This window comes from Tetragenococcus solitarius NBRC 100494 (assembly GCF_001544195.1).
GTDB classification, from domain to species: Bacteria; Bacillota; Bacilli; order Lactobacillales; family Enterococcaceae; genus Tetragenococcus; species Tetragenococcus solitarius.
On record NZ_BCPY01000007.1, the window covers coordinates 48,162 to 65,351 of the forward strand.

The window sequence follows — 17,190 nt, forward strand, 5'->3', positions numbered from 1 at the left end:
ATCTGGGGTTTTTTTATTAGTGAAATTGCTGATAATTCGCTCTTTTCTAAAAATTACTTATGGCTTCCTCATTTTATTTCCATTTTTCTCTTGATTTTTTAATAATTAATAATTACAATCTTATATAACTTCAGAAAAAGATAATAATTCTGAAAATTCCCAATAAAAAAAGGAGCAAGTGGTGTGAAAAAGAAATATGTTTTTGGTTTATTTGTAGCATGTACCGTCGCTCTTGCTGGTTGTACTACAGGTTCAACTAATAGTTCAAGCGACAGTGAAGCTGCAGGAAGCGGTTCTGGCACTTCTGGTAACGAATTTACTTTTATCGAAAGGCAAGAAATGCCAACAGCGGATTTATCGCAAGCAACAGACACAGTTAGTTTCACTGCTTTAAATAACGTTTATGAAGGAATTTATCGTTTAGATAAAGATAATAAACCACAGCCTGCAGGAGCAGCGGAAGAAGCAGATGTTTCAGAAGATGGGAAAACTTATACGATAAAACTACGTGAAGATGCCAAATGGTCAAATGGGGACCCAGTAACAGCGGATGATTATGTGTATGGTTGGCAACGTACAGTAGATCCCGAAACAGCATCAGAATTTGCTTACATTTTTGAACCAGTTGAAAATGCAACAGAAGTTAATAATGGAGATAAGGATCTAGACGAACTAGGTATTAAAGCAATAGATGATTATGAGTTAGAAATCAAATTAAACAAAGCAACAGAATACTTTGATTATTTATTGGCATTCCCTCCATTCTTCCCTCAAAATGAAGACGTTGTAGAAGAAAATGGCAGTGACTATGCAAAGACAAGCGATAATATGGTTTACAATGGACCATTTACTTTAGCTGATTTTGATGGCCCTGGTTCAGATACCGATTGGACTTTTGAAAAAAATAAAGATTATTGGGATGCAGATAACGTTTCTTTAGATAAAATTAATGTTAACGTTGTAAAAGAAGCGTCAACTTCTTTGAACTTATTCCAAGATGGACAGGCAGATGATGTCACACTAAGCGGAGAGCTAGCACAGCAAATGGCTAACGATCCGAATTATGTTACTCAGCCAAAGGCTTCTACTTTTTATTTGCAATTAAACCAAGAGGATAAAGATTCTCCATATCGTAATGAAAACTTGCGCAAAGCTATTTCTTATTCTATCGATCGAGATGCTTTGTCAGATTCAATTTTGGCGGATGGTTCAATTGCACCTTCTGGCCTTGTACCAAGTGACATGAGTAGTAATCCAAAAACAGATGATGATTTCACAAAAGACGCTGGCAGTAAGTTAGAATACGATCAGAAAAAAGCTCAGAAATATTGGGAAAAAGCCAAAGAAGAGTTAGATATCGATTCGTTAGACATTGAAGTATTAGGCGATGATACTGACGGAGCTAAACGAGTACAAGAATATTTGCAAGATGCAATTGAAGATACTTTAGACGGTGTGAAGATTACATCAAGTTCTGTACCTTTTTCAGTCCGTTTAGATCGTTCAACTTCCGGAGATTTTGATTTAGTCATTACTGGTTGGGGTGCTGATTATGCTGACCCAAGTGCTTTTATCGATTTGTTCAAAACCGGAGCTTCAAATAATGAAGGTCATTACAGTAACAAAGAGTACGATAAACAAGTGGAGGAAGCAGCAAACGAAAATGCCAACGACCCAGAAGCACGTTGGGATAACTTGGTAAAAGCTGAAAATATTATTATGGACGAACAAGGTGTTATTCCATTGTATCAACAAGCCGAAGCTCATCTAAGAGCAGACAGAGTTAAAGGAGTTGTTGTTCATCCAGCTGGTGTTCAGTATGACTTTAAGTGGGCATCAATAGAAGAATAGTTTTTACGGCAATCTCAAGATAAAAATAGACTGAGACAACAGACTGCTAATGGCAGTGTCTCAGTCTTTATTGATTAAAAGCTTGCCAAAAATAACGTTAGCAGGCTTAATAAAAATAGTATTCCTGCAGGTTCTAGCCAGAAACGAAAGCTGGAACGACCGACTTCTGACAATTTCATGCCTTCTGTTTTTGTTTTTTTATTTCTTTTCTTGAAAGAGCGTTGAAAATTATCAAAAAAACCAGAAGAAAATACCCAAAGAAAGCCGCCGATAATCAGAAAAAATAGAGTAAACAAAAATAAATTATCGGATAAAACAGTAAGGGAAAAATCTTTTTGGATGATTGTAAGCAAAAAGCTGACTAACAGACTTGTTAGGCTGATGATCCAAGAACTTTTTTTTATTCGCATGAATATTTCCTTTCTTAAATTATGAAAATAAAGATATGTTTAATGTATAAAAATATTGCTTAGAAGTCAAAGAATAGGGGGAAAAAACGTGAATGATTTTATCAAATATCTGTTAAAGCGTGTATTTTTTATGGCGATTACCCTATGGTTGATTGCAACGATCACTTTTTTCATGATGCAATTTCTGCCAGGGACACCATATACGAACGCTGAAAAATTAAGTCCAGAACAAATTGCTTTACTAAACAAGCAAATGGGATTGGATAAACCAATAATCGTACAGTATGGAAATTACTTAATAAATATTATGAAGGGCGATTTTGGTATTTCTTTCCAATTTAAAAACCAAGCGGTATCCAATCTACTAGGCGGACGTATTGGTCCTTCTGTTCAGCTAGGTTTACAAGCCATTGGGTTTGGTACATTTTTTGGTATCATCCTAGGCACAATTTCAGCAATGAAACAAAATACTTGGGTAGATACCTTGAGTACTTTGATTGCCATTTTAGGACGCTCTATCCCTAACTTTGTATTTGCTGTGTTATTGCAATATGTTTTTGCTATCAAATTAGAAGTGCTACCTATCGCTAAATGGGAAAGCTTTGCTTATACACTTTTACCTACACTGGCTTTAGCAATGTCGCCACTAGCTGACTCTGCTCGGTTTATACGAACAGAGATGGTAGAAGTTTTGCACAGTGATCAAGTAGAATTGGCTAAGTCAAAAGGGCTCAGTCGCTGGGAGACAGCTTTTAAACATGGGCTTCGTAACAGCTTAATTCCAATTTTAACTTTGCTTGGTCCTCTAGCAGTTGGATTGATGACGGGTTCTTTAGTTGTTGAAAATATTTTTGCGATACCTGGGATTGGTGAACAATTTGTTAAATCAATTATGACAAACGACTATCCAACCATTATGGCAGTAACCATTCTTTATTCTACGATGTTAGTGTCAATTATCTTTATTGTGGATGTGTTATATGGCATTGTTGACCCTCGTATTCGTATATCAGAAGGGAGTCGTGGATAATGGAAGATAATAACTATACAAAAGACCAATTAGCACAAATTCCTTCTTCTGAATTTGAGCCTTTAGAAAAAAGTACAAAAGTCGAACGAGAAGCAATTACAGCTCCTTCGTTGAATTTCTTACAAGATTCATGGCGCCGTCTGAAAAAGAATAAAGCAGCTGTCTTTTCATCCATTTTTCTTTTGATTGTCATTGTAATTTCAGTTGTAACTATTTTTGTATCACCACATGACCCGACCGAACAAAATGTTAGTTATATTAATTTACCTCCTAAAATTCCAGGAGTAGATATTAACGGATTAAATGGGGTATCTGAAGTTGGTGGGCAATTAGTTGATAAATATGAAGCTGCTAATGTACCTGACGATGTTCATTTTTATTTAGGGACAGATGGGCTAGGGCGCGATTTACTGAGCCGTCTATTTATGGGAGTAAGAATCTCTTTATTGATTGCCTTTATTGCAGCGGCGTTAGACATCGTTTTTGGTGTAACTTATGGTTTAATTTCTGGCTTGTTAGGCGGTAGAGTGGATAATGTCATGCAGCGTATTTTAGAAGTTTTATCTGGAATTCCTAACTTAGTTGTGATGATTTTGATGCTTGTTATATTTAAACCGGGAATTTTTTCTATTGTAGCTGCGATGGCTATTACCAATTGGATACCGATGGCTAGGATTGTAAGAGCCCAGACGCTAAAGCTAAAAGACCAAGAATTTGTTTTAGCAGCGACAACTTTAGGAGAAAGTAGGACGAAGATTGCTTTTAAACATATTTTACCTAATATTTCTAGCGTCATTATTGTACAAATGATGTTTAGTATTCCAGAAGCGATTTTCTTTGAAGCCTTCCTAAGCTTTATTGGGCTAGGATTAAGACCACCTTCTGCATCTTTAGGTACGTTGCTAAACGATGGATACAAAACTTTCTTGTTCTTGCCTTATCAAATGGCAATACCTGCTGTTGTTCTTTCAGTGATTATGATTGGATTTAACTTATTAGCAGATGGATTACGAGATGCGTTTGATCCGAAGATGAAGGAGTGAGCCTGATGAAAAAAGTTTTAGAAGTAAAAAATTTGGAAATTTCGTTTACTACCTTTGCCGGAAAAGTTCAAGCGATTCGTGATGTAAGCTTTGATTTATATGAAGGAGAAACGCTAGCTATTGTAGGCGAATCAGGTAGTGGAAAATCTGTAACAACAAGAAGTATTATGGGGTTACTAGCTAGTAATGCGGTAGTAGAAAATGGCGAGATTTTATTTAACGGAGAAGATATTCTAAAAAACTCTGAAAAACGAATGCAAAAAATTCGTGGAAAAGAAATTTCAATGATCTTCCAAGACCCGATGACTTCTCTTGACCCGACCATGAAAATTGGCAAACAAGTGGCTGAGTCCTTGTTAAAACATACAAAAGTATCTAAAAAAGATGCTTTACAAAAAGCTTTAGAGCTATTAGAGCTTGTAGGCATTCCGAATGCTAAAAAAAGATTGAAAAATTATCCTCACCAGTTTTCTGGCGGACAACGTCAGCGGATTGTCATTGCTGTGGCTTTGATCTGTTATCCAGAAATTTTAATTGCTGATGAACCAACGACTGCTTTGGATGTAACAATCCAAGCGCAAATTTTAGAATTACTAAAAGACATCCAGCAAAAAGTAAACTCTTCGACAATTTTTATTACTCACGATTTAGGTGTTGTAGCAAATGTCGCGGACCGTGTGGCAGTTATGTATGCGGGTAAAATTGTAGAAATTGGTACGGCGGCAGAAATCTTTTATAATCCACAGCATCCTTATACTTGGGGACTTTTGGGGTCAATGCCTACATTAGAAGGAACAGGCGATCGGTTGTATGCTATTCCAGGAACGCCGCCAGATTTATTAGAGCCACCTACCGGCGATGCTTTTTATCCTAGAAATGAATATGCTATGAAAATCGATACACAAAAACAACCGCCATTCTTTGAGATTTCTAGCACACACAAAGCCGCTACTTGGCTGCTAGCTCCACAAGCACCTAAAGTAGAGCCTCCTAAAGAAATTTTGCTGCGTTGGGAAGAATTTAAAAAGAAAAAGCAGCCAGAAATGGAGGAAAGTAAATGAAGAAAGTTTTATTAGATGTAAAAAATTTAAAACAGTACTTTAATACAGGTCGCAAAGATGAAGTAAAAGCGGTCGATGATATTACTTTTCACATTTATGAAGGTGAGACATTCGGTTTGGTTGGTGAATCAGGTAGCGGAAAGTCTACTACAGGTCGGACCATCATCCGATTAAATAAACCAACAGATGGTTCAATTGAATTTGACGGTAAAGACGTAATGAAATTACATGGTAAAAAGGAAATGAATGTCTTTCGCCGTGATGTACAGATGATTTTTCAAGACCCATATGCCTCTTTAAATGGACGGATGAAAGTGCGCGATATTATTGCCGAGGGAATCGACATTAATGGTTTAGCAAAAACAGAAAATGAACGTAATGAGCGAGTAAACGAACTATTGAGAACCGTAGGGCTAAATCCTAACCATGGGACACGTTATCCTCATGAATTTTCTGGTGGACAACGTCAAAGAATCGGGGTCGCACGTGCTTTAGCCGTAGACCCTAAATTTATCATCTGTGATGAGCCGATTTCGGCTTTGGACGTATCGATTCAAGCCCAAGTAGTTAATTTATTACAAGATTTGCAAAAAGAACATAATTTGACTTATCTCTTTATTGCACATGATTTGTCTATGGTTAAACATATTAGCGACCATATTGGAGTCATGCACAATGGGAAGTTATTAGAAGTAGGCACAAGTGATGATATTTATAATTATGGCGTTCATCCTTATACAGAAAGTTTACTTTCGGCCATTCCTTTACCAGATCCGGAATACGAGCAAACGAGAAAAAGAATCAAATACACAGGTGAACAGGATCAGCCAGATGTACTTCGACAAATGCTAGAAATTGCGCCTGGACATTATATTTATGCCACTGAAGAGGAAAAAACGAAGTATCAAGAAAAACTTGCAGATAAAAAGGCCGCGGCTGAAAAGCAAGCCATCTAAATTTGATTTGCTTTCCTGGTGAAAAGTCAAATATTTTTTAAGGCCTCATGAAAAAGGAGGACCTAGTGAAAGTATTAAAAGGTTATAAATTTCGTATTTACCCAGATGAAAAACAAATACAATATTTTATACAGACTTTCGGCTGTGTACGTTTTACCTATAACCAGTTGTTACTTGCTCGGCAAAAAGCTTTGCAAGAAGGAGAGTATAAGACAGACGTATCTCCGGCTAAATTAAAACTGGACTATCCGTTTTTAAAAAAGACGGATAGTCTAGCTTTAGCGAACGCCCAACGTAATTTAGACCGTGCTTTTAAAAATTATTTTAGTAAAAGAGCAGGTTATCCTAAATTAAAAACAAAGAAAAACAGCTGGCAAACTTATACGACAAATAACCAGAAACATACAATTTATTTTGTTGGTAATCAGCTAAAATTACCTAAATTAAAAACTTTGATTAACGTAAACCTGCATAGAGAGGTTTTAGGTGAAATTAAATCAGCGACGATTTCTGCTAAAGATAATCAACTATTTTTTGTTTCTATTCTCTGCTTAGAAGAAGTTACTCCTTTACCCAAAACTGGGAAATCAATTGCTATTTCCTATTGTCCAAAGCATTTAGTTCAGATACCTGCAACTAATTATCTGCCTGCTTTTAGGCAGGAGAAGCTGCAATGGCAACTGGATAAAGCGATGAAACGCTTGAAAGTCCGAGCAAAAGCAGCGAAAAATCGTAAGGTTTTACTTGAAAAAGCAAAAAATTATCAAAAGCAAAAAGTGAAAGTACAAAAACTGTATATGGCAAAAAATGAACAAAAAAAGAATTACATGAACCAAGTATCTTATCGCTTAGTAAGAGACTACGATTATATTTATTTAGAAAAAACACCAACTTTTATGGAGAACATGAATTTTTCAGAAACAGATTGGCATCATTTTTTGCGCAAACTTCAATATAAAGTACAGTGGTATGGTAAAAAAATTATCTTTGTTGATGCAGTAGAAAATGTGAGAACAAAAGAAAACTCGCCATTGAACGTTTGAATAAAACAGTTATTAGTCATTATGAGTGTTAAGAACTGGACGGAACGCCAGGGATCGCCTAGGGGATATAAAAAATCTTTTTCGATTTTTGTTTCTAGGAAATGCTGTTCACTAATTATAAAAAACCGTAAAAAGACTACCTTTATTAACAAAAGGTAGTCTTTTTAAACAGGACATAGAAAGCTTAGTTATCATAAAAGTTTTCTTTTAGTTGATAAAGTTTTGATGGCCGTCCTACTCCAGAAGGTCGTTCACCTACTTCATCTAAGAATTCGATCAAACTTTTCTTGAAATTCGAGTGATCGATAGAGTGGTAATCTACACCTAAAAATTTAGCAAAAACCTTGCGAGCTTCTGTGATCGTAAAAGTGTCTCCCAAGACTTGCAGTACTTGCGGTTCATGATCCATTTTATTTACAATACGGTTAAATGCTTTAACGATAATTTGACTGTGATCAAAAGCCAGCGTGTCTTCACTTAAGGATTTTTGTGTTTTTAAGTCAAGAACAATTTTTACATCGCCATCTATCAGATAAAGGTGATCTTTTTTACGTTCCAAAGAAAACCAGCGTGCTTGATTTGCATCATCACCAGCTGATAGTATGGCTTCTCCGATAAAAGCTAGATAACTGACCGTGATGACCCAACCGCGCGGGTCGCGATCAGGGGTACTAAAAGTATGTAGTTGTTCAATATTTTTTGCTGATATTGCAACACCGGTTTCTTCCTTTGTTTCGCGGAGGACGCTGTCTCCAGTCGACTCGTTCGGATTGACAAAACCTCCCGGTAAAGCCCATGAGTTACGATAAGGATGACTACGCCGTTGTATGAGAAGTACTTTAATTTGATCTGTATCTTTGTTATAGCATAGTAAGACCATATCAACCGTCACTGAAGGCTTTTGATAGGTGGGCCGTTCTTGTCTTTTATACCACTCTAAAAATTCTTGTTCACTTGCGATATGTTGATAATAATTTTTTTCTTCTTTTTTAGAAGAGAATTCCATAGCTTTCCCTCACTTTGAAAAACACTAGAGAAAGTGTTTTGCATCGGTTTTCTTAGCATTGTAGCATATTTGTGGTGAAACTAGTAAAAAGCAAAAATCATGACTAAGTTAAAGAAAAATAATAGCAAATAAAAAAGTGCCAGCTTTCTATTTTTTTGTACTTGACGCAGGCCTGTCCAAAACAAAGCAAGCAAAAGTGCCAGCCGTAAAAGCAAAGTAGCAATTAAAAAAGGTGTAAGCCAGTCTTGTATGTTCATAAAGGCATAGATTTGCGTATAGAAATTACAAAATAAGGTATGCAAAATAGTAAGAATAAAAAAGATAGTAGCGGATTGTTTTTGTTTTTTTGTCATAAGGACTCCTTAAAAATTTGAGCTAAATCTATTATAGCAAAAGTTGTTTTTATCTCAAAAAATAATTTTGTTAATAAGAAAATAACAAATTCAGACTAGAAAAATAGAACAGGTGAATTAAATTATGTTATACTATCAAAAGTATGAACTTGTCTTTAAAGGAGGAACTTTTACCCATGGGGGAAAAAGAAACATTTTATATTACTACACCGATTTATTATCCTAGTGGTAAATTACATATTGGAAACTCTTATACAACGATCGCCTGTGATGCAATGGCTCGTTATAAGCGTTTAATGGGGTTTGACGTATTTTATTTGACCGGTGTAGATGAACACGGGCAAAAAATTGAACAAAAAGCAGAAGAATTAGGAGTAGAGCCGCAAGACTATGTGGACAAAATGGCGGCTGATATTAAAAAACTATGGAAAACCTTAGACATTAGTTATGATAAATTTATTCGTACAACGGATGATTATCACCAAAAAGCTGTGCAAAAGATTTTTCAGCAGTTATTAGATCAAGGAGATATTTATCTAGGAAAATACGAAGGTTGGTATTCTGTCTCTGATGAAGAATTTTTCACTGAAAAACAATTAGAAGAAGTATACCGTGACGAACAAGGAAATGTAATCGGCGGGAAAGCTCCCAGTGGGCATGAAGTTGAACTTATTCAAGAAGAATCTTATTTTTTCCGGATGAGTAAGTACGCTGACCGTTTGGTACAGTATTATGAAGAGCATCCTGAATTTATCCGACCTGAATCGCGAAAAAATGAAATGCTAAAAAACTTCATTGAACCTGGTTTAGAAGACTTGGCCGTTTCAAGGACGACATTTAATTGGGGAATCCCGGTCAATGCGAACCCTGAACATGTTGTTTATGTTTGGATTGACGCTTTGTCAACTTATATTACAGCTTTAGGTTACGGCTCGGAAGATGAAACCAACTTTGAAAAATATTGGCCAGCTGATGTGCACATGGTAGGTAAAGAAATTGTACGTTTTCATACAATTTATTGGCCGATTATGTTAATGGCATTGGGGCTTCCTTTACCCAAACAAGTTTTTGCGCACGGATGGTTACTAATGAAAGACGGTAAAATGTCTAAGTCAAAAGGAAACGTTGTGTATCCTGAAATGTTGGTAGAACGTTATGGCTTAGATGCTTTACGTTATTATCTTTTACGTTCTGTTCCTTTTGGCAGTGACGGTGTGTTTACGCCAGAAGATTTTGTTTCTCGGGTAAATTATGACTTAGCGAATGATTTGGGCAACTTGTTGAATCGTACTGTTGCGATGATTAATAAATATTGTGACGGAATTGTTCCCGATTATGCTTCTAAAGTAACTCCATACGATAGCGAATTGTCGACGACAGCTGCGAACGTAGTGGGTCGTTACCGTGAAGCGATGGATAAGATGGAATTTAGTACTGCGCTTTCTGAAATATGGGGTTTAATTTCGCGAGCCAATAAATACATTGATGAAACTGAACCTTGGAAATTAGCTAAAGAAGAAGATAAAAAAGCAGAATTAAACAGTGTCATGGTACATTTAGCTGAAAGTTTACGTATTACAGCAATTCTTTTACAACCAGTGATGATTGAAACTTCAACGAAGATTTTCAAACAACTAGGTCTTGACGAAGAACCTAAAGAACTACAAGAACTACGGTTTGGTGAGTTCCCTCATGATACAAAAGTGGTTAGTAAGGGTTCTCCTATCTTTCCACGTTTAGATGCAGAAGTTGAGATAGCTTACATTCAAAATAAAATGGCAGAGGGCACACAAACAAATGACGAAACTGTTAAATGGGACCCTGAAGAAACTGAACTTGTTTCTGAAAAAAACAAACAAATTAAGTACGATGATTTTGATAAAGTCGAATTAAAAGTAGCTGAAGTGATTGATTGCAAGAAGGTGGAAGGAGCAGATAAATTACTACAATTCCGTTTAGCTTGTGGTGATAAACAAGATCGTCAAATCCTTTCAGGAATTGCTGAATTTTATCCAGACCCTAATGCGTTGATTGGAACTAAAGTGGTTGTTGTGGCCAACTTAAAACCACGTAAAATGCGAGGACAGGTTAGCCAAGGGATGATTCTTTCAGCAGAAGATCCCGCAACGGGCAAATTAAAGATTGTTGAAGCACCTAAAGAAATGCCTAATGGTGCTATTGTCGCTTAAATTTAAAAAATACCATCTTGCCAAATACAAGGTGGTATTTTTTATTGAAATAATTATGTATAGCGTAATCTTTATAGGAAGAAAAAAATGATGTGCTTTTTTTTATTGAAAACATGGGTGCACATATGGAAAAACTTTCTGCAAGCTTTTTACGAATATTTGTTTTTTAAAATTGTAATGCCGCACAACATCTTGTATAATAATTTTATCAATAATTTTTCATAAGGGAGTAACTAGCAGCAAGCACGCTGTGGCAACATCACCAACCCTGGAAGAAATTTCTGGTGTTGCCTTAATTAGTGAGACTTATGTATGTTTTTTGGCATACACAAGTCTATTTTTTTAAGATATTCTTGTGTGACAAATTTAGAGGAGGAGAACTATGCCAGAAGAAAAGGAAAAAAAGGAACAGCTATCCCAAGCTTTTTATTCCCAAAATTCAGAAGAAGTGTTAAATGAGCTGGATACTTCTTCAGAAGGTCTTACTGATGAGCAAGCCGAGCAGCGTTTGTCTGAATATGGGCCCAATGAATTAGAAGAGGGAAAAACGACGACGACCTTGCAAAAATTTATTGCTCAATTTAAGGATTTAATGATCATCGTCTTATTAGTCGCTGCGGCGATTTCAGCTATTGTTCCGAATGAAGAGGGAAATAGAGAATGGGTTGACGCGATTATCATTTTGGCGGTCGTTGTAATTAATGCCGTTATGGGGGTTGTTCAAGAATCGAAAGCTGAGCAAGCGATTGAAGCTTTGCGTGAAATGTCAACGCCAGAAGCCAATATCTTACGTAATGGCCATAGAATCACAGTAAATAGTGAGCAGCTCGTACCTGGGGATATTGTTTTATTAGAAGCAGGCGATGTCGTTCCGGCAGATATGCGGCTGTTAGAGGCGAGTTCTTTAAAGATCGAGGAAGCCGCCTTGACCGGTGAATCAGTACCGGTTGAAAAGAAATTAGACGTCCTTGAAGGTGAGGATATCGGTATTGGCGATCGGGTAAACATGGCTTATTCGAATAGTAATGTGACCTATGGGCGTGGGAAAGGTGTTGTAGTAAACACCGGCATGACGACAGAAGTGGGGAAAATTGCGGGAATGATTGCTTCTGCAGACGAAACGCAAACGCCGCTAAAACGCAATTTGAACCAGTTAGGGAAATTCTTGACTTATGCGATTATCGGTATAGCGATTGTGATGTTCTTTGTGGGAACAGGAATTAACGATCGTGGCTGGGTGGATATGTTGTTAACTTCCATCTCTCTTGCAGTAGCTGCCATTCCGGAAGGACTACCAGCGATTGTAACGATTATTTTAGCTTTAGGGACGCAAGTATTGTCCAAGCGGAATTCGATGATTCGAAAATTACCGGCGGTTGAAACCTTAGGAGCTACCGATATTATTGCTTCCGATAAAACGGGGACTTTAACATTAAACCAAATGACTGTAGAAAAACTGTATGTTGATGATCATCAATATGCAGCTTCAGATGAAATTTCACAAGATAATATGGCGCTTAAAATTATGAATTTTGCCAATGATACCCAGTTTGGTAAAGAAGGGCAATTATTAGGAGACCCAACAGAAACAGCGCTGGTGCAGTTTGGCTTAAATAAAGGATTTGATGTAAGAGAAGCGGTCAAAAAAGAACCCCGTGTGGCAGACCTTCCGTTTGATTCAGATCGAAAAATGATGAGTACGATCCATAAATTAGCAGAGGGAAATTACTTGGTGGCTGTTAAAGGGGCACCGGATGTTTTACTCGAACGAACCAATCAAGTGTTGCTTTCCGGCGAAGTGAAAACATTAGATGAAAAGCAAAAACAAACGATTTTGGACAATAACCAAAATATGGCACGGCAAGCCTTACGTGTCTTAGGAACGGCTTATAAATATATTGAAGAAGTGCCCGAAACTTTGGAGCCTCAATGGGTTGAAAATGACTTAATATTTGCGGGGCTTGTGGGGATGATCGATCCGGAACGTCCAGAAGCTGCGGAAGCAGTAAAAGAAGCTAAAGGCGCTGGCATCCGGCCAATTATGATTACAGGAGATCACCGAGACACAGCTGAAGCGATTGCTGCTCGTTTAGGCATCATTAATAAAGGCGATGAGCATGCTGTATTGACAGGAGCTCAGCTTGATAAGATGTCAGATGAAGAATTTAAACAAAATGTTGAAAAATATTCGGTCTATGCTCGGGTATCGCCAGAACATAAAGTGCGAATTGTCGGTGCTTGGCAAGAAGAAGGAAAAGTTGTAGGTATGACAGGCGATGGCGTCAATGATGCGCCGGCGCTAAAACAAGCCGATATCGGAATCGGTATGGGAATTACTGGAACGGAAGTTTCTAAAGGCGCTTCTGATATGGTATTAGCCGATGATAACTTTGCCACTATTGTTGTAGCTGTAGAAGAAGGACGAAAAGTTTTCTCTAATATCCAAAAAGCTATTCAATATCTGATGGCAGCCAACCTAGGAGAAGTTTTAACGTTGTTCATCTCCACTTTGATGGGATGGGATACCTTGCTTCCGATTCATTTGTTGTGGATTAACCTTGTAACGGATACCTTCCCGGCAATCGCTCTGGGGATGGAACCGGCAGAAAGAAATCTGATGCAGCACAAACCACGGGGCAAGAAATCAAATTTCTTTTCTGGCGGTGTGATGAGCAGCATTGTTTATCAAGGGATTGTAGAAGCAGCTTCGGTATTATTTGTTTATTGGTCTGCCATCCAATGGCCGGTCCATGCGACGTATAATGCGATTCACGAAGATGCTTTGACGATGGCTTTTGCGACTTTGGGGTTGATGCAGTTATTCCATGCCTTTAATGTGAAATCCATCCATCAATCTTTATTTAAGGTAGGGCCTTTTAGAAATCGATCCTTTAATTGGGCGATTTTACTCTCCTTTGTCATGATGATGATCATTATTATTGTGCCGGGTCTAAACGATATCTTTAGAGTGGCCCATTTAGACATGTACCAATGGGGGATTGTGCTAGGAACATCCTTTGCGATTATCCCAATTGTAGAAATTGTGAAAGTTGTACAGCGCGCAATGGGCAAATCTTAAAAGAAGACCTCGATACGTTATCGTATCGAGGCTTTTTTAAGCTCAAATCATTGTGTTTATTGTGAGATAAGGCTACTATGAAAGTGAAACGAAGATAGAAGTTTAAGTACATAACTCAAAGGGAGGGACTTTTGATGAGAAAAGCGTTGTTTTATATCATGCCGTTTGTAGCAACATTGACATTAGCAGGATGTACGCAAAGTGAGGACGAACAATCAGAACAAAGTAGAAGTTCTCAAACCACTCAAAGTACTACAACTAGTCAAACTTTAGATAGCGGTTCTACTTCTTCGCAGTCAGCAAGCTCAAATTCAGAAGAAACAGCTTCCTATAAGCAAGACCAAATCAGCGTTTCAGTAGCAGATGCCATCCAAATTTATCAAGATGAATTGCCAGATACAGACATTACAGAAATCAATTTAGAGCGTTCAAATGGAAAGTATTATTATGAAGTTGAAGGCTTAGATGATGATACAGAATATGAATTGCGAATTGATGCAAAAAACGAAAATACTGAAAAGCAAGAAACGGAAAAATTGGATACAAATGAACAAGATGGAAAAAAACGAGCACAGGATAAAGTTGATTTAACAAAGCTTTTAAGCATACAAGAAGCAGCGAAAATCGCTACCGATGAAGCAGGCGGAGGTGAAGCAGTCGATTGGAAACTAGATAAGGATTTAAAGATTACTTATTGGGAAGTTGAAGTAAAAAAAGGGCACAACGAAGTTGAAGTAAAAATAAATGCTCAAAGCGGTGAAGTGCTTGAAGTAAATGAAGAAGATTAAGTATATTTTCTTCTTTTTTGAAGTAAGGAGTTTACTCTTTTCTAATGAAAAGAAACAAGGTAAAATAAGTTTATCGAATAAAAAAGAAAGAGGGATAAACTTTTGAAACCCAATCCTAATTTTTACATGCAAAAAATCAATCAGATTGTCAAAGAAACAGAAGAAGTTGGAGAAACAATGAATTCTCATTATGAAGAAATTCGTACACTGATCGATGAAGACAAAATAGATGAATTAACAGAGGATAAGCAGTTAGAAACAGTTGAAGTCTTTAAAAAAGGCACAGCACAATATCGCCAGCTGCTTAAAACATTGTCTGGTTTGCGAGTCCCTGCTCGCGTAATGGGCGTTCATAAAAAAATGGAGCAAGCCTATCAAAGCTATGTGGATGGTTGCCAGGACATGATAGAAAGTATCACTAACGATGTTGATGTCGCAGCTTTTGATGCTGCTGAACAAAAGCAAGACCAAGCAACAGATAGTATTGCTCTTGCTTTACAAAAAATCACGAATTCTTTGATATAAATTTTAAAGCAATGTTTTAGTTTGCCAAGCTTAGCTGAATATGTTACTTTAAAATCAATAAATACAGAAACGAGGGATCTTCTATTGAAAAATTAAGTCGATTAGTTGAAGGCTGCAAAAAGACTGTAACTTTTATAAAGGGAGCAGTGTGCAGATTTTCAAGGTCGGCTATTTTTCTTTGAAGGTCTTTTTGTATACCTTTTTTGAAATGCCGTCCTTGAAAATAGGATTGGCATTTTTTCTTGCTTTAACAAGCAAGGCGAGGTGAAGATGATGAGTAAGATTGAGATGAAGAATTTAACGTTTGGTTTTGACACTATGGCAAGTTTGCTGTTTGATCAAGCAAATTTAGTTATTGATACTCAGTGGAAACTGGGGCTAATTGGTAGAAATGGTCGCGGCAAAACGACTTTACTACAGTTAATGTTAGGAAAATATTCTTATAGCGGGACAATTAGTCATCAGTTGAAGTTTACCTATTTTCCACAAGAAATATCCGATAAAACCCAATTAACCTATGATTGTTTGCAAGAAGTGTCTGCTTTTGCTTTATGGGAAATGGAGCGAGAATTAAATCTATTACAGGCAGACCCTGAAATTTTATGGCGCCCTTTTGCTAGTTTGTCAGGTGGAGAGCAGACAAAAGCATTACTTGCTTTGTTATTTGTTGATGACCAATATTTTCCTTTAATTGATGAGCCAACCAATCATCTAGATATTACTGCTCGCCAACAAGTAGCTGATTATTTAAAAGCAAAAAGAAGTGGATTTATTGTAGTAAGTCATGACCGTAGTTTTGTTAATGAGATAGTAGATCATATCCTTTCGATTGAAAAAAGCCAACTTGTATTATATCAAGGAAACTTTGCTACTTATGAAGAGCAAAAAGAAAAACGTGACCGTTACGAACAAGAACAAAATCAAAAGCTAAAAAAAGAAATCGGACGACTGCAGCAATCAGCTGCGGAAAAAGCTGAGTGGTCACGTAGTAGAGAAAAAGATAAAAAAGGGAAGCCTACGCAAAAAGGCAGCGGTGCGATTTATGACACGGGAGCCATTGGAGCCAGGGCAGCCCGTACGATGAAGCGCTCTAAAGCTATTGTTAACCGTATGGAAGAAAAGGCTGATGAAAAAAAGGGTTTATTGTATGATATTGAAGATGTTGAGTCTTTAACCATGAACTATCAGCCTTCTTATCATAAGCAATTACTCAAAGTAGAAGCATTGCAACTTAGCTATACAGAACAGCCTCTGTTTCCCCCTGCTTCTTTTGAAATTAAACAAGGGCAGCGTTTAGCGATTCAAGGGCCCAATGGTTCTGGAAAGTCTTCGATTATCCAATTTTTATTAGGAGAGTTTAACGGAAAGGTCAGCGGAAAAGCGACTTTCGCACACGATTTAAGTATCAGCTATGTGCGGCAAAATTATGAAGATAACACCGGAACGCTGCAAGAATTTGCTCAAGCACACCATTTATCGTACGAAGAATTACTGACTAATTTGCATAAATTAGGAGTGGAACGTAAAGTATTTGCTAATCGTATTGAACAGATGAGTTTAGGTCAACGCAAACGCGTAGAATTAGCGAAATCATTAGCTACACCAGCAGAGTTATTCATTTGGGATGAACCGTTAAATTATTTAGACGTTTTTAACCATGAACAATTAGAAGCGGTGATTCAAAGTGTGCAACCAACTATGCTAGTTGTGGAACATGAAGCCACTTTTTTGCAAAATATTGCCACAAAAATAGTTTATTTGTAATATTTATTTTAATAAAGGAAAGTATTCAGAAGACTTACTAGAAAAGATAGCATATGAAAAACAATTAAAAACCCAAGCGATCTTTATTAGTA

General features: G+C 37.0%; 14 protein-coding genes. 11 read left to right on the top strand and 3 right to left on the bottom strand.

Annotated features, from left to right (window positions below; translation table 11 throughout):
• Window positions 1-183 precede the first annotated feature (183 nt).
• Window positions 184-1,851 (top strand): peptide ABC transporter substrate-binding protein, encoded by a 1,668-nt coding sequence (locus TS1_RS03750; protein WP_068707982.1) that lies wholly within the window; start codon window positions 184-186, stop codon window positions 1,849-1,851.
• Between the two features lie 74 nt (window positions 1,852-1,925).
• On the opposite strand, the gene TS1_RS03755 is transcribed toward TS1_RS03750, so the two are convergent.
• Complete coding sequence (locus TS1_RS03755) at window positions 1,926-2,261, bottom strand: DUF3899 domain-containing protein (RefSeq protein WP_068707984.1); 336 nt, start codon at window positions 2,259-2,261, stop codon at window positions 1,926-1,928.
• 88 nt (window positions 2,262-2,349) lie between these two features.
• Here TS1_RS03755 and opp3b point away from each other — a divergent pair, with 88 nt between their 5' ends.
• The 5 genes from opp3b to TS1_RS03780 all read left to right on the top strand — a co-directional run bounded on the left by opp3b (window position 2,350) and on the right by TS1_RS03780 (window position 7,394).
• Entirely contained in the window at window positions 2,350-3,291 is a 942-nt protein-coding gene (gene opp3b / locus TS1_RS03760; RefSeq protein WP_068707986.1) for an oligopeptide ABC transporter permease, read from the top strand.
• The gene (gene opp3C / locus TS1_RS03765) at window positions 3,291-4,334 is read left to right on the top strand and encodes an oligopeptide ABC transporter permease (RefSeq protein ID WP_068707988.1); all 1,044 of its coding nucleotides are present in this window, start codon (window positions 3,291-3,293) and stop codon (window positions 4,332-4,334) included. The genes opp3b and opp3C overlap by 1 nt, the downstream gene beginning before the upstream one ends.
• A 5-nt stretch (window positions 4,335-4,339) precedes the next feature.
• The gene (locus tag TS1_RS03770; protein WP_068707990.1) at window positions 4,340-5,395 is read left to right on the top strand and encodes an ABC transporter ATP-binding protein; all 1,056 of its coding nucleotides are present in this window, start codon (window positions 4,340-4,342) and stop codon (window positions 5,393-5,395) included.
• On the top strand, window positions 5,392-6,351 hold the full coding sequence (locus TS1_RS03775) for an ABC transporter ATP-binding protein (RefSeq protein ID WP_068707992.1): 960 nt from the start codon (window positions 5,392-5,394) through the stop codon (window positions 6,349-6,351). Before TS1_RS03770 ends, TS1_RS03775 begins: the two co-directional genes overlap by 4 nt.
• A 65-nt stretch (window positions 6,352-6,416) precedes the next feature.
• Entirely contained in the window at window positions 6,417-7,394 is a 978-nt protein-coding gene (locus TS1_RS03780) for an RNA-guided endonuclease TnpB family protein (protein WP_407701882.1), read from the top strand.
• Between the two features lie 184 nt (window positions 7,395-7,578).
• On the opposite strand, the gene TS1_RS03785 is transcribed toward TS1_RS03780, so the two are convergent.
• Window positions 7,579-8,400, bottom strand: coding sequence for an NUDIX hydrolase (locus tag TS1_RS03785; RefSeq protein WP_068707996.1), 822 nt, complete (start codon window positions 8,398-8,400; stop codon window positions 7,579-7,581).
• Between the two features lie 80 nt (window positions 8,401-8,480).
• Window positions 8,481-8,753 (bottom strand): hypothetical protein, encoded by a 273-nt coding sequence (locus TS1_RS03790; RefSeq protein WP_068707998.1) that lies wholly within the window; start codon window positions 8,751-8,753, stop codon window positions 8,481-8,483.
• 176 nt (window positions 8,754-8,929) lie between these two features.
• Here TS1_RS03790 and metG point away from each other — a divergent pair, with 176 nt between their 5' ends.
• From metG to abc-f, 5 genes are all read left to right on the top strand, one after another.
• Window positions 8,930-10,942 (top strand): methionine--tRNA ligase, encoded by a 2,013-nt coding sequence (gene metG / locus TS1_RS03795; RefSeq protein WP_068708000.1) that lies wholly within the window; start codon window positions 8,930-8,932, stop codon window positions 10,940-10,942.
• A 382-nt stretch (window positions 10,943-11,324) separates the two neighbouring features.
• The gene (locus TS1_RS03800; RefSeq protein WP_068708002.1) at window positions 11,325-14,021 is read left to right on the top strand and encodes a cation-translocating P-type ATPase; all 2,697 of its coding nucleotides are present in this window, start codon (window positions 11,325-11,327) and stop codon (window positions 14,019-14,021) included.
• A 134-nt stretch (window positions 14,022-14,155) separates the two neighbouring features.
• Window positions 14,156-14,809: a PepSY domain-containing protein gene (locus tag TS1_RS03805; protein WP_068708004.1), complete on the top strand. Its 654-nt coding sequence runs from the start codon at window positions 14,156-14,158 to the stop codon at window positions 14,807-14,809.
• 102 nt (window positions 14,810-14,911) lie between these two features.
• Window positions 14,912-15,334: a hypothetical protein gene (locus TS1_RS03810; protein ID WP_068708007.1), complete on the top strand. Its 423-nt coding sequence runs from the start codon at window positions 14,912-14,914 to the stop codon at window positions 15,332-15,334.
• Window positions 15,335-15,607: 273 nt separating this feature from the next.
• Window positions 15,608-17,098, top strand: a complete 1,491-nt coding sequence (gene abc-f / locus TS1_RS03815; RefSeq protein WP_068708009.1) for a ribosomal protection-like ABC-F family protein — start codon at window positions 15,608-15,610, stop codon at window positions 17,096-17,098.
• The last annotated feature ends 92 nt before the right edge of the window (window positions 17,099-17,190 follow it).